The organism is Micromonospora sp. NPDC049204, from assembly GCF_040647935.1.
GTDB lineage: Bacteria > Actinomycetota > Actinomycetes > Mycobacteriales > Micromonosporaceae > Micromonospora.
On the sequence record NZ_JBEZDC010000004.1, the window covers coordinates 381,866 to 397,928 of the forward strand.

General features: G+C 73.0%; 13 protein-coding genes. 4 read left to right on the plus strand and 9 right to left on the minus strand.

Features of this window, described 5'->3' with window-relative positions; genetic code table 11:
* Positions 1-2: 2 nt before the first annotated feature.
* From AB0A90_RS11015 to glnA, 3 genes are all read right to left on the minus strand, one after another.
* Positions 3-986 carry a hypothetical protein gene (locus AB0A90_RS11015; RefSeq protein ID WP_357245027.1) on the minus strand — a complete coding sequence of 328 codons (984 nt, stop codon included), beginning with the start codon at positions 984-986 and terminating at the stop codon, positions 3-5.
* Positions 983-1,348, minus strand: coding sequence for a helix-turn-helix transcriptional regulator (locus AB0A90_RS11020; protein WP_357245029.1), 366 nt, complete (start codon positions 1,346-1,348; stop codon positions 983-985). Before AB0A90_RS11020 ends, AB0A90_RS11015 begins: the two co-directional genes overlap by 4 nt.
* 112 nt (positions 1,349-1,460) lie before the next feature.
* Entirely contained in the window at positions 1,461-2,885 is a 1,425-nt protein-coding gene (gene glnA / locus AB0A90_RS11025; protein ID WP_357245031.1) for a type I glutamate--ammonia ligase, read from the minus strand.
* 262 nt (positions 2,886-3,147) lie between these two features.
* Here glnA and AB0A90_RS11030 point away from each other — a divergent pair, with 262 nt between their 5' ends.
* Positions 3,148-3,546: an RDD family protein gene (locus AB0A90_RS11030; protein WP_357245033.1), complete on the plus strand. Its 399-nt coding sequence runs from the start codon at positions 3,148-3,150 to the stop codon at positions 3,544-3,546.
* A gap of 579 nt (positions 3,547-4,125) precedes the next feature.
* On the opposite strand, the gene AB0A90_RS11035 is transcribed toward AB0A90_RS11030, so the two are convergent.
* Complete coding sequence (locus AB0A90_RS11035) at positions 4,126-4,812, minus strand: DUF4191 domain-containing protein (RefSeq protein ID WP_357245035.1); 687 nt, start codon at positions 4,810-4,812, stop codon at positions 4,126-4,128.
* Positions 4,813-5,018: 206 nt separating this feature from the next.
* On the opposite strand from AB0A90_RS11035, the gene AB0A90_RS11040 reads away from it, so the two are divergent.
* Both AB0A90_RS11040 and AB0A90_RS11045 read left to right on the plus strand, forming a co-directional pair.
* The gene (locus AB0A90_RS11040) at positions 5,019-5,189 is read left to right on the plus strand and encodes a hypothetical protein (RefSeq protein ID WP_357245037.1); all 171 of its coding nucleotides are present in this window, start codon (positions 5,019-5,021) and stop codon (positions 5,187-5,189) included.
* A complete protein-coding gene (locus tag AB0A90_RS11045) occupies positions 5,186-8,260 on the plus strand; it encodes an AAA family ATPase (RefSeq protein WP_357245039.1) in 3,075 nt (1,024 codons plus the stop codon). Before AB0A90_RS11040 ends, AB0A90_RS11045 begins: the two co-directional genes overlap by 4 nt.
* Before the next feature lie 58 nt (positions 8,261-8,318).
* Here AB0A90_RS11045 and AB0A90_RS11050 read toward each other — a convergent pair whose 3' ends face one another.
* Entirely contained in the window at positions 8,319-9,998 is a 1,680-nt protein-coding gene (locus AB0A90_RS11050) for a hypothetical protein (RefSeq protein ID WP_357245041.1), read from the minus strand.
* A gap of 53 nt (positions 9,999-10,051) precedes the next feature.
* A complete protein-coding gene (lipA, locus tag AB0A90_RS11055; RefSeq protein WP_357245043.1) occupies positions 10,052-11,050 on the minus strand; it encodes a lipoyl synthase in 999 nt (332 codons plus the stop codon).
* Between the two features lie 453 nt (positions 11,051-11,503).
* Between lipA and aspS the strand changes: the two genes are divergently transcribed.
* Positions 11,504-12,790, plus strand: a complete 1,287-nt coding sequence (gene aspS, locus AB0A90_RS11060) for an aspartate--tRNA(Asn) ligase (RefSeq protein ID WP_357245045.1) — start codon at positions 11,504-11,506, stop codon at positions 12,788-12,790.
* A gap of 140 nt (positions 12,791-12,930) precedes the next feature.
* On the opposite strand, the gene AB0A90_RS11065 is transcribed toward aspS, so the two are convergent.
* From AB0A90_RS11065 to AB0A90_RS11075, 3 genes are read right to left on the minus strand one after another with little or no spacing between them, the layout of a single operon-like run.
* Positions 12,931-14,037: a pyridoxal-phosphate dependent enzyme gene (locus AB0A90_RS11065; RefSeq protein WP_357245047.1), complete on the minus strand. Its 1,107-nt coding sequence runs from the start codon at positions 14,035-14,037 to the stop codon at positions 12,931-12,933.
* Positions 14,038-14,070: 33 nt separating this feature from the next.
* Positions 14,071-14,712: a lipoyl(octanoyl) transferase LipB gene (gene lipB / locus AB0A90_RS11070; protein ID WP_357245049.1), complete on the minus strand. Its 642-nt coding sequence runs from the start codon at positions 14,710-14,712 to the stop codon at positions 14,071-14,073.
* Between the two features lie 10 nt (positions 14,713-14,722).
* On the minus strand, positions 14,723-16,015 hold the full coding sequence (locus AB0A90_RS11075; protein ID WP_357245051.1) for a hypothetical protein: 1,293 nt from the start codon (positions 16,013-16,015) through the stop codon (positions 14,723-14,725).
* Positions 16,016-16,063: the final 48 nt, after the last annotated feature.

Below are 16,063 nucleotides of genomic sequence, written 5' to 3' on the forward strand. Positions count from 1 at the left end.
CGTCAGGACTGCGCGCCGGAGGTGGGGTAGTGGCGGTCGGCGCGGTTGATGGTCAGGGTCAGGCGGGCGCGGGCGAGGATGGTCAGGAGTAACACGGCGGGACCGGCCAGCGCGACGGCGATCGTGCTCGTGGCCAGCGCCGCGAAGCTGACGTCGCCGCGTATCGGGTCGATGGCATCGCCCAGGGCGGGCACCGCCAGGAAGCCGGCGGGGGTGAGCAGTGTGACGAGCGCCCAGCCGCCGCGGGTGTCCCCGCCGATGGCCAGAGCCATGGCCAGCACGGCCCCGACGACCAGCAGTAACCCGCCGACGGCGGGCAGGAAGCTCAACGCGGTGAAGCCGTAGTAAGTGAGACCATCGCCCGGCCGCACCAGGTATTCCGTCGCCGCTACCGCCGTCACAGCGGACAGCAGCGGCGCGAGGCGGACCGCCGTCGCGGGCCGGTCGGGCAGGGCCAACGCCAGCAGGCCGAGCATGACCTGCGGCAGCAGCACGAACAGCGGCGGCCGGAATGCGTCGAGCACTGCGGCCAACAGCGGCAGCGCCACCGTGAGCAGGAGGGCGAGGGCGATGGCCAGCCGGGCGACCCGGCGCGACGCGACCGCGGTGGCGATCGCGGCCAGCAGCCAGCCCGCCCAGGCGATGACACCGATCGAGACAAACGGGCCGACGTGGGGTACACCCCATTCGATATTCGCCGGATGCAGCTCTGTCGTACCCCAGACACCGGCGAGGACGCTCGCGGTGACCATGGACAGCAGTGCCGCGAGGCGTACCCCGGGGGTCAGGCTGGCGACACCTGCGGCCCGCAGCCGCTGACGGAGCCCGCCGCGGAGCAGGTCCGCGGCGTCCGCCGTCGAGGGCCAGCGGCGACCCGGCGCGGCCAGGTCCAGATAGGTGCCGACGATCTCGGCGCCGCGGGAACGCCGGTAGTCGGCGGGGTACGCGCGCAGCAGTCGCAGGTAGCGGCGCTCCAGGTCGCTCATGCCAGCCCTCCGGCCACTCGGGGGGTGGTCGCCCGGGTGGCCGGAGCGCGTCGGGCCAGCCGGGCGGTGGCGGCCTCGACGTTGCGCCGTAGCCGCTCGGTCTCGGCGGTCAGGGTGCTGGTGCCGGCGGGGGAGAGCCGGTAGTAGCGGCGCAGTCGGCTGTCCACCACCTCCTCCCGGTCGACCTCGACCAGGCCGGCGTCGACCAGCCGGTCGAGCGCGCCGTAGAGGGTTCCCGGGCGAAGCGTCACCCGCCCGTCGGAGAGGGTGCTGACCTCGCCGATCAGCCCATAGCCGTGCAGCGGCTCGCCGGCGAGCGCGGTGAGGATGAGGAACGTGGGTTCCCGCAGGGGTGTGTCCATGGCCGTAATATAACGGACGCGAAGGTATTGCGGGGGGCGGCGTGTCGGGACCGAAAACGGCCGGGCCGGCCCCGCGTAGGCGGAGCCGGCCCGGCCGGTGATCGGTGACTGCTCAGCAGTCGTAGTACATGGCGAACTCGTGCGGGGTCGGGCGCAGGCGCACCGGGTCGACCTCGTTGGCGCGCTTCCAGTCCACCCAGGTGGAGATCAGGTCCGGGGTGAAGACGCCGCCGTCGAGCAGGTAGTCGTGGTCGGCCTCCAGCGAGTCGAGCACGGCCGGCAGCGAGCCCGGCACCTGCTTGACGTCGCCCCACTCCTCCGGCGGGAGGTCGTAGAGGTCCTTGTCGATCGGCGTCGGCGGCTCGATCTTGCTCTTGATGCCGTCCAGGCCGGCCATCATCATGGCCGAGAAGGCCAGGTAGACGTTGGCCGACGGGTCCGGCACGCGGAACTCGACGCGCTTGGCCTTGGCGTTGCTGCCGGTCACCGGGATGCGGGTGCAGGCGGAACGGTTGCGCTGCGAGTAGACCAGGTTGACCGGCGCCTCGTAGCCCGGCACCAGGCGGCGGTACGAGTTGACCGTCGGGTTGGTGAAGGCCAGCAGCGACGGTGCGTGGTGCAGCAGACCGCCGATGTACCAGCGGGCCATGTCGGACAGACCCGCGTAGCCGGTCTCGTCGTAGAACAGCGGCTCACCGTTGAGCCAGAGGCTCTGGTGGGTGTGCATGCCGGAACCGTTGTCGCCGAACAGCGGCTTGGGCATGAAGGTCGCGGTCTTGCCGTTGGCCCAGGCCTCGTTCTTCACGATGTACTTGAAGAGCTGGAGCTGGTCACCTGCGTGCAGCAGGGTGGAGAACCGGTAGTTGATCTCGGACTGCCCGGCGGTGCCCACCTCGTGGTGCGAGCGCTCCACGTTGAAGCCGGTGTCGACGAGCCGGCGCACGATCGAGTCACGCAGGTCGGCGTAGTGGTCGACCGGCGGCACCGGGAAGTAACCGCCCTTGTACGCGGTCTTGTAACCGAGGTTGCCGCCCTGCTCTTCGCGGCCGGTGTTCCAGGCGCCCTCGATCGAGTCGATGTAGTAGAACGACTGGTGCGCCGAGGTCTCGTGGCGGATCGAGTCGAAGATGTAGAACTCCGCCTCGGCGCCGAAGTAGGCGGTGTCGGCGATGCCGCTCGCCGCCAGGTACGCCTCGGCCTTCTTCGCGACGTTGCGCGGGTCGCGGCTGTAGGCCTCGCGGGTGAACGGGTCGTGGATGAAGAAGTTCAGCGCGAGCGTCTTCTGCGCGCGGAACGGGTCGATGAACGCGGTGGCGACGTCCGGGAGCAGGAGCATGTCCGACTCGTGGATCGCCTGGAAACCGCGGATCGACGAACCGTCGAACGCGAGGCCGTCGGTGAAAAGATCGTCGTTGACGGACTCGACCGGCAGGTTGAAGTGCTGCATCACGCCGGGCAGGTCACAGAAACGAACGTCGACGAACTTCACGTCCTCGTTCTTGAGGTATCGCAGCAGTTCCTCGGGATTGGCGAACACACATCCTCCTGGCACGTCCACGGGGTGGCTAGGCTTCTGGCGACGCTAGGGCCAGGCGGTTGCCCGGCCGTGTCTCCGTTGTTTCTGCCGTGTTACGTCCCGCGCAGAGCGTCAGTGGCGCTCCGGTCCACGCCCCCGGCCCGCCGCGAGCGCCGTCCGACTGTGCCAGTGTAATGACATTTGATGCCGTTGGCCCGAATCAGCACGCCGTGCAGGCGACACCCGGCAAGTCCCCATCCCCGCGCGGATACCCTTGACCGCTGTGACCAATCCGCACGCCCCGGCCGCGCCGGCCACCGACCCCGGCTTCACCCCACCCAGCCTCGGCAAACGTTTCGGGGCGCTGGTCATCGACTGGGTGCTCAGCCTGCTGGTGTCAAACGTCTTCGCCGATCCGTTGCGCGACAGTTGGGCGCCGGTGCTGGTGCTGGTGCTCGAGTACGGCTTCTTCCTCGGCCTGTTCGCCCAGACGCCGGGCATGTACATCACGAAGATCCGCTGCGTGAACTGGTACGACGGTGGCCGGATCGGGGTGCTCCGCGGACTGATCCGCGGCCTGCTCCTGGCCCTCGTCGTCCCCGCACTGATCATGGACGAGCACCGTCGGGGCCTGCACGACAGATTCGCCAACGCGGTCATCGCCGACGCACCCCGAGGCTGAGCCCCAGCCCGCCGCCGCGCTCTGCCGGCGGCCCCGCGGCCTCGCCCTCGGCCCTCGCCCTCGGCCCTCGGCCCTCGGCAGCCGGGCTCGCGCCCGGCTGCTGGCCTAGCGCCCGCCCCCGGCTGCTGGCCTCCGGCCCCCGGCCTCGCCCCGCCCAAGATCGCGCTCGATCCCGGATTTAGTGGCCTGGAACCGCTGGGACACCACTACATCCTGGATCGAGCGCGATCTTGACCGGCGACGTGGTCTGAAGCCGCGCTTCCGGCGGCCCAGGCGTCCGCATCTGAACGAAATCGCAGCAACTTCGGGGAAGTTGCTGCCTGCGGCGTGTCTGAGGCAGCAACTTCGGGGATGTTGTGCGGGTGCGGGTGCGGGTGCGGGTGCGGGTGCGGGTGCGGGTGCGGGGCGCCGGGGTGCGCGGCGCCGGGGTGCGCGGCGCCGGGGTGCGCGGCGCCGGGGTGCACGGCGCCGGGATAGGCGGCGCCGGGGTGCGGAGGTGCGGGGCGCCGGGGTGCGGGGGCACCGACGGGTAAGAGCCGGACCCGTTCGGGTCCGGCTCTTACGCGTACACCTGGGGGGTCAGCGGCCCCGCGACTGGCGGGAGGCGCCCGGCGGCCGCATGTTCTTCGGGATCGCGCCCTTGGGCATCTGCGGACGGGCGGTGAGGGCCTTGAGCCGCTTGTCCAGCGAGTTGACGTCCTTGCCGGAGAGCGCGCGGGGCAGACGCAGCAGCGTCGTGCGGAGCTTGCGGATCGGCAGTTCGCCCTCTTCCTGCCCGATCACGTAGTCGTGCAGGGGCGCGGAGCCGATCACCTTCGACAGCCGCCGCTTCTCCTGCCCGAGCAGGCCGCGCACCCGCTGCGGGTTGCCCTCGGCCAGCAGGATCACGCCCGGCCGGCCGATCACCAGGTGGATCATGTCCATCTGGGTGGTCGAGCTGACCGCCGGGGTCACCCGCCAGTCGCCGCGCATGTTCTCCATGATCTGCGCCGCGGCGCCGGGCTGCCCCTCGGCGGCGTTCATCATCGCCTTGTTGGACCGCAGGTTGAGCACGATCAGCACCGCGAGCAGGACGAACAGGATGCCGATCGGCAGCCAGATCCAGCTCCAGAGGATGACCGCGACCACGGTGAGGGCGAGCGGGATGAGCACCGCGGCGGCGACCAACGGCGCGAACCACCGGTCCTGCTTGGCGGTGAACTGGAACACCATCCCGATCTGCTTCAGCCGTTGGCCGAACGAGACCTTCTCCTGGGGCTTTGCCATGTCGCAGAGTCTAGTGGTCGCCGCCCGCCCCGTTGATCCGCGTCCGGGTGCCGGCCGACTGAGTACCTTACGTCGCCTCGCCGCCGCCGCCTGGCCGAGTAAGGAGGGTGCCGGCGGTGAAGATCAGGCGCTGTGCCCATGCCCGGGTGGGGCCTTCGCGCGGAGAGTCATCGGCAGAGGACGACGCCACGACGAAGGAGACCGACATGTTCGGCAACGACGCGGAATTCCTGCTCTCCCTGCACCGTACGCACGCCGCCGAGCTGCGCGCCGAGGTGGACGCGGACCGGCTCGCCCGCGCGGTGTCGCGACGTTCCGGCCGCACCTGGCTGGGCCGCCGTCAGCAGACCCGCCGCCTCGGCGACGACCGCCGGTGAGCGCGCCCGCCCCGGCGGCCACGCCCACGGCACCCGACCGGCGCGACGGCCGACCGCCGGTGACCGCGCCCGCCCCGGCGGCCACGCCCACGGCACCCGACCGGCGGGACGGCCGACCGCCGGCCGTCCCGCCGATCGGTGGGGCCGGCGCGGGCGGCCGTCATGGCATGCTCGCTTCCGTGACCGTACGCGCCGCCAGCTCCGTTATCGTCGGCCGCCAGCGTGAGCTGGCGACGTTGCGGGAGGCGCTGGCTCGCGCCGGGGCGGGGGAGCCGACCACCGTGTTGGTGGGTGGCGAGGCGGGGGTGGGTAAGACCCGGCTGTTGGAGGAGTTCTCGGCCGGGACCACCGACGGCGGGGCGCGGGTGCTTGTCGGCCAGTGCCTGGAGCTGGGCGAGGCGGGTCTGCCGTTCGCCCCGTTCGCCGCCGCCCTGCGCGCGGTGCTGCGCGTCGATGGTCCCGAGGTGTTCGCCGGGTACGAGGCGGAATTCGCCCGGCTGCTGCCGGAGCTGGGCCGGGCGCCGCTGGCCGCGCCGAGCGCCGCCCCGGTCGGCGACGCCCCGCGCGGCTACCTGTTCGACCTGGTCGCCGAGCTGTTCCAGCGGCTCGCCGAGGTCCGGCCGCTGGTGCTGATGATCGAGGACCTGCACTGGGCCGACCGCTCCACCCGCGACCTGATCGGCTTCCTGGTCCGGGCGGCCCGACCGGGCCGGCTGCTGCTGGTCTGCACCTACCGCACCGACGAGTTGCAGCGCGGGCACCCGTTGCGCCCGTTCCTGGCCGAGCTGGACCGGGTCCGTGGCGTACACCGGGTCGAGCTGGGGCGGCTGGACCGCGACGGCACCGGCGCGGTCCTCGCGGATCTGCTCGGTGTCGAGCCGTCCACCCGTGCCGTCGACGACGTCCACGGGCGCACCCAGGGCAACCCCTTCTTCATCGAGGAGTTGGCCGTGGCCGGCGATCCGCTCGGCTGCGCGGCGCTTCCCGAGACCCTGCGCGACCTGCTGTTGGCCCGGGTGGACCGGCTGCCCGAGCCGTCCCAGCGGGTGCTGCGGATCGCCGCGGCCGGCGGCACCCGGTTCGCCCACGACCTGCTCGCCGAGGTCGCCGGCCTGCCGGACACCGAGTTGGAGGACGCGCTGCGTGCCGCCGTCGCCGCCCAACTCGTGGTGGCCGACCCGGACGGCGACTACGAGTTCCGGCACGCGCTGGTCCGCGAGGCCGTGCACGACGAGTTGCTGCCCGGCGAACACGCCCGGCTGCACGCCCGCTTCGCCGCCGCGATCGAGGCGCAGCCGCACCTGGTCGCCGTCGGCCGGGCACCGGCGGAGATCGCCCACCACTGGTACGCCGCGCACCACCACCCGCGTGCCCTGGTCGCCGCGCTCGCCGCGGCCCGCGACGCCGCCGACCGGTACGCCTACGCCGAGCAGCGTCGACTGTTGGAACGGGCGCTGGAGCTGTGGGAACTGGTGCCCGATGCCGCCGACCTGCTCGGCATCGACCACCTGGGGCTGCTGGAGCAGACCCTGGACGCCGCGATCACCGCCGGGGACTTCAGCCGGGCCATCACCCTGACCCGGGCCGGGCTGGCCGAGGTGGACGCCGACGCCGCGCCGCTGCGTGCCGCCCGCCTGCTGGACCAACGGGGTCGACTGATGGCCCTGCTCGGCAAGAGCGACGGCAGCCGTGAGCTGGACGAGGCGTACCGGCTGGCGGCCGGCGGCCCGATCGGCGTGGAGCGGGTCCGGCTGCTCGCCGACATCGCCACCCACCTGGCCAAGATCGCTCCTCAGCGGGCCGCCCAGGTGGCCGCCGAGGCGGGTGCCGCCGCCGCGGCCCTCGGCGAGGAGTTGGCCCTGCTGCCGACGCGGATCGCCATGCTCTGCCACGGTGAACGGGATCTGGAGGATGGGCTGGCCGGGCTGGCCACGGTCGAGGCCGCCGCGCGTACGGCCGGGGACACACCGACGCTCGTGCTCGCCAAGGTGTTCCAGTCGGACATGCTCTGCGAACTGGGCCGCTACGCCGAGTCCGCGCAGGCGGCGGAGGCCGGTGTGGCCGAGGCGCGGCGGGTGGGGATCAGCCGCTCGACCGGGGCGTACCTGCTGTCGAACCGGGCCGAGGCGCTGATCGCGCTGGGTCGGTGGGACGAGGCCGAGGGGGTGTGCGCGGAGGCCGCCCGGATCGACCTGTCCGGCGTCACCGGGCTGCACTGGCTCCAGGTGGGCGCCGGGCTGCGGCTGGCCCGCGCCCATCCGGGGGCCGAGGAGTTGGTCGACCGGGCGTTGGCCTTCCTGGGCCGGCCCTACCTGTGGCCCAACCACCGGCTGCCCCTGCACGAGCTGGCGATCGAGGCGGCGCTGGCCGCCGACGACAAGATCGAGGCGGTACGCGCCGCTCGCGTCGCGGTGGCCAACGCGCATCTGCCGCAACTGCCCCGGGAAGGCTGGCCGGTGCTCAGCGCCGTCGCCCGTACCGCCGCCCGGGTTGGTGATCGGGACCTGGCTGCCGCCGTCAGCGCGCTCGCCGCGGACCTGCCGGTCCGGCACCCGGCGGCGCGGGCGCACGCCGCCCAGGTCACCGCGCTGCTGGCGATCGGCGACCAGGCGCTGCCGGCCTGGCGGGCGGCGGTGGACGCGTGGCGTGCCGACGGGCAGCCGTACCCGCTCGGTCGGGCGTTGTTGGCGCTGGCCGAGACGGCCGCCGCCGGCGGCGAGCGGGACGAGGTGTCGGCGGCGGTCACCGAGGCCACGGAGATCGCCCGGCGGTTGGGCGCGACACCGCTGGCCGAGGCGGCCGCGACCCTGGCGCGGCGGGTCGGCCTGCGTGGGACGGGTCAGGGTGGGGCCGGCGCCGATCTGTTGACCGCCCGGGAGCGGGAGGTGCTGCGGCTGGTCGCCGAGGGGCACAGCAACAGCCGGATCGCCGAGCAGTTGTTCATCTCCCCGAAGACGGCAAGCGTGCACGTCTCCCGGATCATCGCGAAACTCGACGTGACGAACCGGGGGGAGGCCGCCGCGCTTGCCCACCGCCTCGGCCTGCTCGCCGAGCCCGCGCCACCCCGCTGACGAGCGCGCCAGCGGTCACCGCCGGGCCGGATGACCACCGACGGGCCGCATCCGGCGGTCAGGCCGACGGCAGGTAGATCCGCCAGCCGTCGATCGTGACCAGGCCCAGGCTGCCCGGGGCGGCGCGCAACCGCTCGTCGAGCGTGTGCGCCAACGGCGAGCCGGTCGGTGCGACCCAGGCGGGCGCCGCCGCTCCGTCGACCTCCCGCCGGTACGCGGGGTAGCGGTCGAAGCCGGGGCGCAGCGCGTCGTCGACGACCGCGCAGACCACCTGCTCCGCCGTGGCGAAGGTGAGCCGGTTGCAGGTCCAGTAGCCGGCGCGGACGTGTCGTACGCCGAGCTGACGCAGGGTGGTCACCAACTCGGTGTGCCGGGCCTCGGCGGTCCGGGTCGCGGGCGCGGTCCGCGCCGCCTGCCAGGTGGCGTGGCCGGCGGTGCCCAGGGTGGCCACGAGCAACGCCAGCGCGACCGGGCGGGCCAGCGCCGACCCGACACCGCGACGGTCGCCCGCGGACCGTCGGAGACCGCCACGGGCCGCCGCCCAGACCGGCCACAGCAGTGCCGGCAGGGAGATGAGCAGGCAGGACAGATAGCGGGAACTCTCCACCGGCGTGAGCCCGGCGGAACTGCTCACGGTGTACGCGCCGAGGGTGCCGACCGCGGCCAGCACCAGCGCCAGCCACACGGCCGCCGCCACCCGAGCCGGGACCTCGGCGACGCCCCCGGGGCCGCCCGCGGCCGGGACCGCGGGGTCGGTCGGGATGGCGGACGCGCGGCGCAGGGTGTGCCAGGCGGTGGCGGCGGCGAGGGCCAGCAGCAGCGGCAGGGCGAGCGCCCACCACAGTTGCCAGGTGGCGCACCGCCCGGGACCGCAGAACCCCATGCCCAGCGCAGGGCCGAGCACCAGGCCGCCGTGCAGGCGGTCCGCCCATCCCGCGCTGGCGTTCGCACCGCTGGCGGCAAGCACCGCGTGCAGCGGGTTCCGGCCGGTCAGCAGGCTGTCCAGCAGCAGCGGTGCGGCGCCCACCACGGCCGCGGCCCCGAGCAGCGCCCCGGCCGCGCCCCGCAGCTCCCGACCGCAGAACCCGACGAGCACCGCGCCGAGCGCCACGACGTACGGCAGCACCAGCGGGTCGACCCAGACCATCAGGCCGGCCAGGAATCCCCACACCGCCCAGCGGGTCAGCCGCCGCCCCGGTCGCCCGGTGGCCAGATCCACCGCGAGTACGGCCAGCGCCATCCCGGCCGCGTTCATCTCCGGATAGCCACCGCCGGCGATCAGCTGGTTCTTCACCACCCGGTCGGAGCCCAGCGCCAGCAGCGCCACCACCAGCAGCCCGAACCACCGGTCCCCGGTCAGCCGCAGCGTCAACCGCCAGGCCAGCAGCAGGAACAGCACGTACAGCGCGAGCGTGGGCAGCCGCAGACCGAGCAGCGACGGCCCACCGGCCACGGCGAACACCGGCGCGGCCAGGTACGCCTCCAGCGCGCCCATGTACTGCTGGCCGTAGAACCAGACCGGGAAGTCCTCAGCGCGGGCGATGTGCAGCGCGGCCAACCCCATGGCGGCCTCGTCGCTGTTGGTGGGCGGCGCGGCGTGACCCAGCAGCCAGAGCCGGTAACCCACCCCGACGAGTACGACCAACCCGGTCAGCCAGCCGACCAACCCGAGACGCGAGCCCGGCCGTGGGCGCGGGGAGCCCGCGCCACGCGGCTGCTGGCGTACGCCGAGGGTCATCGCACGATCATGACATCCGGACGCCGAACGGCCGCGCGGCGCTGCCGGCGGGGTCAGCCCGCGGTGGTGGCGACCGGGGTGGCGGCGCGGGCGTCGAGCGCCTGCTTGTAGAGCCGGCCCGCCCGGTACGACGAGCGCACCAGCGGCCCGCTCATCACCCCGGCGAAGCCGATCTCCTCGGCCTCCTCGCGCAGCTCCACGAACTCCTCCGGCTTGACCCAGCGGGTCACCGGGTGGTGCCGGGGGGTGGGCCGCAGGTACTGCGTGATGGTGATCAGCTCGCAACCGGCGTCGTGCAGGTCGCGGAGCGCCTGGGTGACCTCGGCGCGCTCCTCGCCCATGCCCAGGATGAGGTTGCTCTTGGTGACCAGACCGTCGGCGCGGGCCTGGCGGATCACGTCCAGCGAACGGTCGTAGCGGAACGCCGGCCGGATGCGCTTGAAGATGCGCGGCACGGTCTCCACATTGTGGGCCAGCACCTCCGGGCGGGAGCCGAAGACCTCGGCGAGCTGCTCGGGCACGGCGTTGAAGTCCGGGATCAGCAACTCGACGCCGCAGCCGGGCTGGAGGAGGTGGATCTGTCGGACGGTCTCGGCGTACAGCCAGGCGCCGCCGTCGGGCAGGTCGTCACGGGCGACACCGGTGATGGTGGCGTAGCGCAGCCCCATCGCGACCACCGACTCGGCCACCCGACGCGGCTCGTCGGCGTCGAACTCGGCCGGCTTGCCGGTGTCGATCTGGCAGAAGTCGCAGCGCCGGGTGCACTGGTCGCCACCGATGAGGAAGGTGGCCTCCCGGTCCTCCCAACACTCGTAGATGTTGGGGCAGCCGGCCTCCTGGCAGACGGTGTGCAGCCCTTCGCGCGAGACGAGCCCGCGCAGCTGGGTGTACTCCGGTCCCATCTTGGCCTTGACCTTGATCCACGGCGGTTTGCGCTCGATCGGCGTCTCGGCGTTGCGCGCCTCGATGCGCAGCAGACGCCGCCCCTCGGGGGCTGCCGTTGCGGTGCGCGCTGCCTGGCCGGTCGTCGGCGCGGAGTGCTCGATCGTCACGAAATTGAGCCTACGCTGGACGGCAGGTGTCTATGTACGCCAGGCGACCGGCGTCACGCTCCAAACGTTGTGACGCCGGACACCGGATAGTCGAAAATGAGCGTCACACACGTGGGGATCTGGTGCTACGGTCTCCGCCAACAGCGACGACGGAGCCGAGTAGCGCGCCGACCCGCCAGTGCAGAGAGCCGCCGGTGCTGAGAGGCGGTCTGGCGCCGGTGCGCGAAGACCCTCCCGAGCTGCGGGAAGAACGGTTGCGGGTCACCCGTGCCCAGTAGAGCCCGCCCGGCTGGCCCCGGTCATCAGGCGACGAACGAGGCCCCCGCTTCGGCGGGGGTGAAGGTGTGGTGGCACCGCGAGGTTCCCGCTCGCCCACACCTCCCTGGGGCTGATGCGACGCGTCGCCACCGCAGGGCGGCGACGGCGTGGCGATCGACCGAGGAGCAGCCCGCCATGCAACGAACCCTGTCCCACCACCTGCCCACCCGGATCGGCACGACCGTGCGGATCGCCGGGTGGGTGCACCGACGCCGACTGTTGAAATCGGTGGCCTTCCTGATCGTGCGCGACGCCACCGGCCTGGCCCAGGTGGTCGTCACCGACCCGGCCATCCGCGCCGAGCTGGAGAAACTCCCCGAGGAGACGGTCGTCGAGGTCACCGCGACGGTGACCGCGAACGACACGGCGCCCGCCGGGGTCGAGCTGACCGACCCGGAGGTACGGCCGCTCGGGCCGCCCGCCGTGCCGCCACCGTTCGACCTGTACCGGCCGACGCTCACCGCGAGCCTGCCCACCCAACTCGACAACGCGCCGACCGCGCTGCGCCACCCCACCCGGTCGGCCGCGCTGCGGATCTCGGCGGCGGCGGTGGCCGGCTTCCGGGCCGCACTCGACGTCCACGACTTCGTGGAGATCCACACTCCGAAGGTGGTCAGCTCCTCCACCGAGAGCGGGGCGAACGTGTTCGCGCTGGACTGGTTCGGCGGTCCCGCGTACCTGGCCCAGTCGCCGCAGTTCTACAAACAACTGATGGTCGGCGTCTTCGAACGCGTCTACGAGGTGGGGCCGGTGTTCCGGGCCGAGCCGCACGACACCGTCCGGCACCTCGCGCAGTACACGTCGCTCGACGCCGAGCTGGGCTTCGTCACCGACCACCGCGACGTGATGCGGGTGCTGCGCGACACCCTGGCCGGGATGCTGGGCACCGTGGGCGAGCGGGCCGGCGCCGCCCTGGCGACGCTGGGCGTCACACCGCCGGAGGTGCCCACGGAGATCCCGGCGGTGCACTTCACCGAGGCGTTGAGGATCGCCGGCGCGCCCGCCGACGAGCCGGACCTCGCGCCCGCCCACGAACGGGCGCTGGGCGAGTGGGCCCGCCGCGAACACGGCTCGGACTTCCTCTTCGTCACCGGCTACCCGATGGCGAAGCGACCGTTCTACACGCACCCGGACCCGGCGCGGCCGGCGTACTCGAACGGTTTCGACCTGCTCTTTCGTGGGTTGGAGCTGGTCACCGGCGGGCAGCGGCTGCACCGGCACGCCGACTACCTGGCGGCGTTGGCGGCCCGGGGTGAGCCGGTCGAGCCGTACGCCGGTTACCTGGACGCGTTCCGGCACGGCATGCCGCCGCACGGTGGCTTCGCCATCGGCCTGGAGCGTTTCGTGGCCCGGCTGGTCGGCGCGGCCAACATCCGGGAGGTCACCGCGTTCCCGCGCGACCTGCACCGGCTGACCCCGTAGGACCCCGTGCCGGCTGCGCGCCTGATGCCGGTGAGTCATCTTGATGACTCACCGGCATCACAGCCGACACCTGTCGACAGTCGGCGAGTCGATCGCGCAGCCGGGCCGCCTGCGGGCCGTTGGCGCGCGTGCCTCGGCGGTCACAGCCCCTTGAACAGGTGGGAGGTGGTGATCAGGACGGTCCGATCGCCAGCCGGGATGACGTCGCGTCGCCGGAGGACGTCGTAGGCGGCCAACACGGTGCAACTGCTGATCTCCCAGGTGTGCCCGTGTCGGCTCGCCCGCTCGTACCAACTGGTTGCCACGTCCTCCCGCACCACCACGACGCTGCCCGCACTCCGGGTCACCGCGGCCCGGGCCTGGACGGTCGTGCTGTCCCCGGCGATCGAGTGGAGGCTTCCGGCGCTGTCGGAGAAGCGCGTGGTGATGTCCTGGCCGGCCAGTACGGCGGACAACCTGGGGAAGGGTTCGACCAGGTGAAGGCGTGGCAGGCGGCCGCCGGTCAGGGCGGACCACTGGGCGAACCCGAGGTGGATGCCCCAGGCCAGATCGCCACGGCTCGACGGGATCACGACGTGGTCCACCCCGGCGGGTACGGCGGCCGCCATCTCCCAGGCGATGGCCTTGTAGCCCTCGATCCCGAAGCAGCTACTGCCGATGACGATGTCGGCGACGTTGGAGACGGCCAACGTGTCGGGACGGTCGGCTGCCTCCTTGACGTACCGGATGCGTTCCTCGTCGGTGTCGAAGGTGCGCAGGTCCGCTCCGAGCCTGCGCAGCGGCTCCGCGAGCGATTCGGGCAGCCAGGTGAAGCCGGCCACCACGGCCCGGAGGCCGACGGCGGCGGCGAAGGCGGCGGTGGCCAGCCCGGCGTTACCTGACGATCCGACGACGACGCGCTCGTAGCCCGACGCCTTCGCGTGGGTCACCGCCATCGCCGCGAACCGGTCCTTGTGGGATCCGGTCGGATTCGCCGCCTCGTTCTTGACGAGCACCCCGTCGAGCCAGGGCAGCGGGAACAGCGGTGTGCGCCCCTGGCCCAGATCCGGAACGACGGGGTACGGCACCAGTTGGTCCTGGCGTACCGCCTCGGCGGGGTAACGGCAGAACAGGTTCGAGCCGTGGCCGGCGGCCGCGCAGGAGGGGCACCCGAGCGGGTAGTCGCCGACCGGATGGTGGGCACCGCAACGAACGCACTCCAGGGACGTGACCGCGGTACCGGCCGGTGGTCGTACCGCGTCCGTCATGTCACGTCCCGGCAGCGTGGCTGCGCTCGTCGGTCAGGCCGCGACGAGGGTGGCGAGTCGGCGCTCGACCACCGGGAGCACGTCGGCGACGGTGATCGGGCGGCCCAGTTCGGCGGTGAGCGAGGTGACGCCTGCGTCGCGGATGCCGCACGGCACGATCCGGTCGAAGGAGGTCAGGTCGCAGTCGCAGTTGATCGAGAAGCCGTGCAGGGTGACGCCCCGGGCGACCCGGATGCCGATGGCGGCCACCTTGCGGGCCGGCCCCCGGTCGTCCTCGGGCACCCAGACGCCGCTGCGCCCCTCGACCCGGCCGGCGGTCAGCCCGAACTCGGCGCACACGTCGATGAGCAGCTCTTCGGTGCGGCGCACGTAGGCGATCACGTCCACCGGGTCGGGCAGCCGCAGGATCGGGTAGCCGACGAGCTGCCCCGGCCCATGCCAGGTGATCTTGCCGCCGCGGTCCACGTCGACGACCGGGGTGCCGTCCGTCGGCCGGTCCCACGGCTCGGTGCGCTTGCCCGCGGTGTAGACGCTCGGGTGTTCCAGCAGCAGCACGGTGTCGCCGCGCTCGCCAGCCACCACCGACTCGTGCAGGCGTCGCTGCTCGTCCCAGGCGGCCCGGTAGTCGAGCAGGCCGGCGCGGACGGCGGTGAGGCCGGAGATCGTCGTTGTCACGGTGTCCAGCCTAATCCCGCTCCCGGCGATCGTCCCTGGTGAGCCGTCTCACGAGGAACGCGGCGCGGCGGCGACGAACGACGAGGGCGGTGGCGAGCAGCAGCGGCACGGCCAGCGTGAGGTAGACCCAGAGCGGGGCGGCGAACGGTGACGGACGGGGCTCCGGCCCACCGAACGCGGCCCGGGTCAGCAGGTCGCCCGGCACCATCAGGTCGGTCGAGCCGACCGGCGTGGTCACCAGCACCTCGCGACCACCGTCGGGCGACAGCGCGGCGAGAACAGCCTGCCGGTCGGTGTCCTGCTCCGTTGCGCTGACGTACCGCAGGACGGGGTCGTCGCCGCGCCAGCCGATGACCTCGCTGACCGAGGTGCCGGCCGGCAGGGCCCGGCCGACGGCGTGGCCGGTGGCCCTGTCCAGGAACTCGATCCGCCAGGTGCGCGCCGCCGCCTCCTCGGATGTGCACCGGGGCCCGGCGCAGCCGTCGAAGGCGAGCAGCGCGAGCCGCCGACCGTCGGGATGCCAGGCGGCCGGGCCGGCGAGTTTGCGCCGGTCGCCCAGGTCGACCTGCCAACGAGGGCCACCACCGGCCGGGTCGACGACAACCAGGCGCCCGTGTTCGGCGAGTTGGGCCGGCACGTCCGGCCAGCCGGTGACCGCCACCAGGTCGCCCCCGGGTGACCAGGCCGCTGCGGTGTGCGACGCGAAGGTGCCGACGTCGAGCGTCCGCTCGGTGTCCCGGAACGGGTCGACGACGAGCAGGTCGTCGGGCTTCTCCGGGTCGTTGAGCTGCTGATTGTCCGGCCCGTAGGTGATCACGTCGTCGTCGTTGTTGCGGGTGATCAGCACGTGTTGCCCGTCCGGTGCCCAGGCCATCGGGTAGACGCCGGTGCTCCTCGTGCGGCGCTGCCGGCCGGTGGTGAGATCCAGCAGCTCGCCGGAGTACGGCCGCAGGTAGTGCCGTCCATCCGGGGAGAGCAGCCCGTGCCCCTCGCCGATGGGGATCGGGATCAGCCGGTACGCGCCGTTCCGGTCGACGAGCACCCCTGTCGACTCGAAGTAGCGGGTGCGGTCGGTGAAGAACACCAGCGCGGCCGGGCCGGCCGGGCGTTGCCCCACGGTGGCCTGCCACAGCCACGGATCGTGCACCCGGGTCGGCACCACGCCGGCCGTGCTGCCGGAAGCCGTGGTGCGGCCGGTGACAGTGCCGTTCGCGGCCGTGGCGGCCGGCGCGCTGATGGCCACCAGCCCCAGCGCGACCCCGGCCGCAGCGGCGCGCCGCAGTCGCCTGCCGATCTCTCCCATCAGCCCATTAGACGCGACGCAGGCCGGACACGATGCCCCACTCGGTCG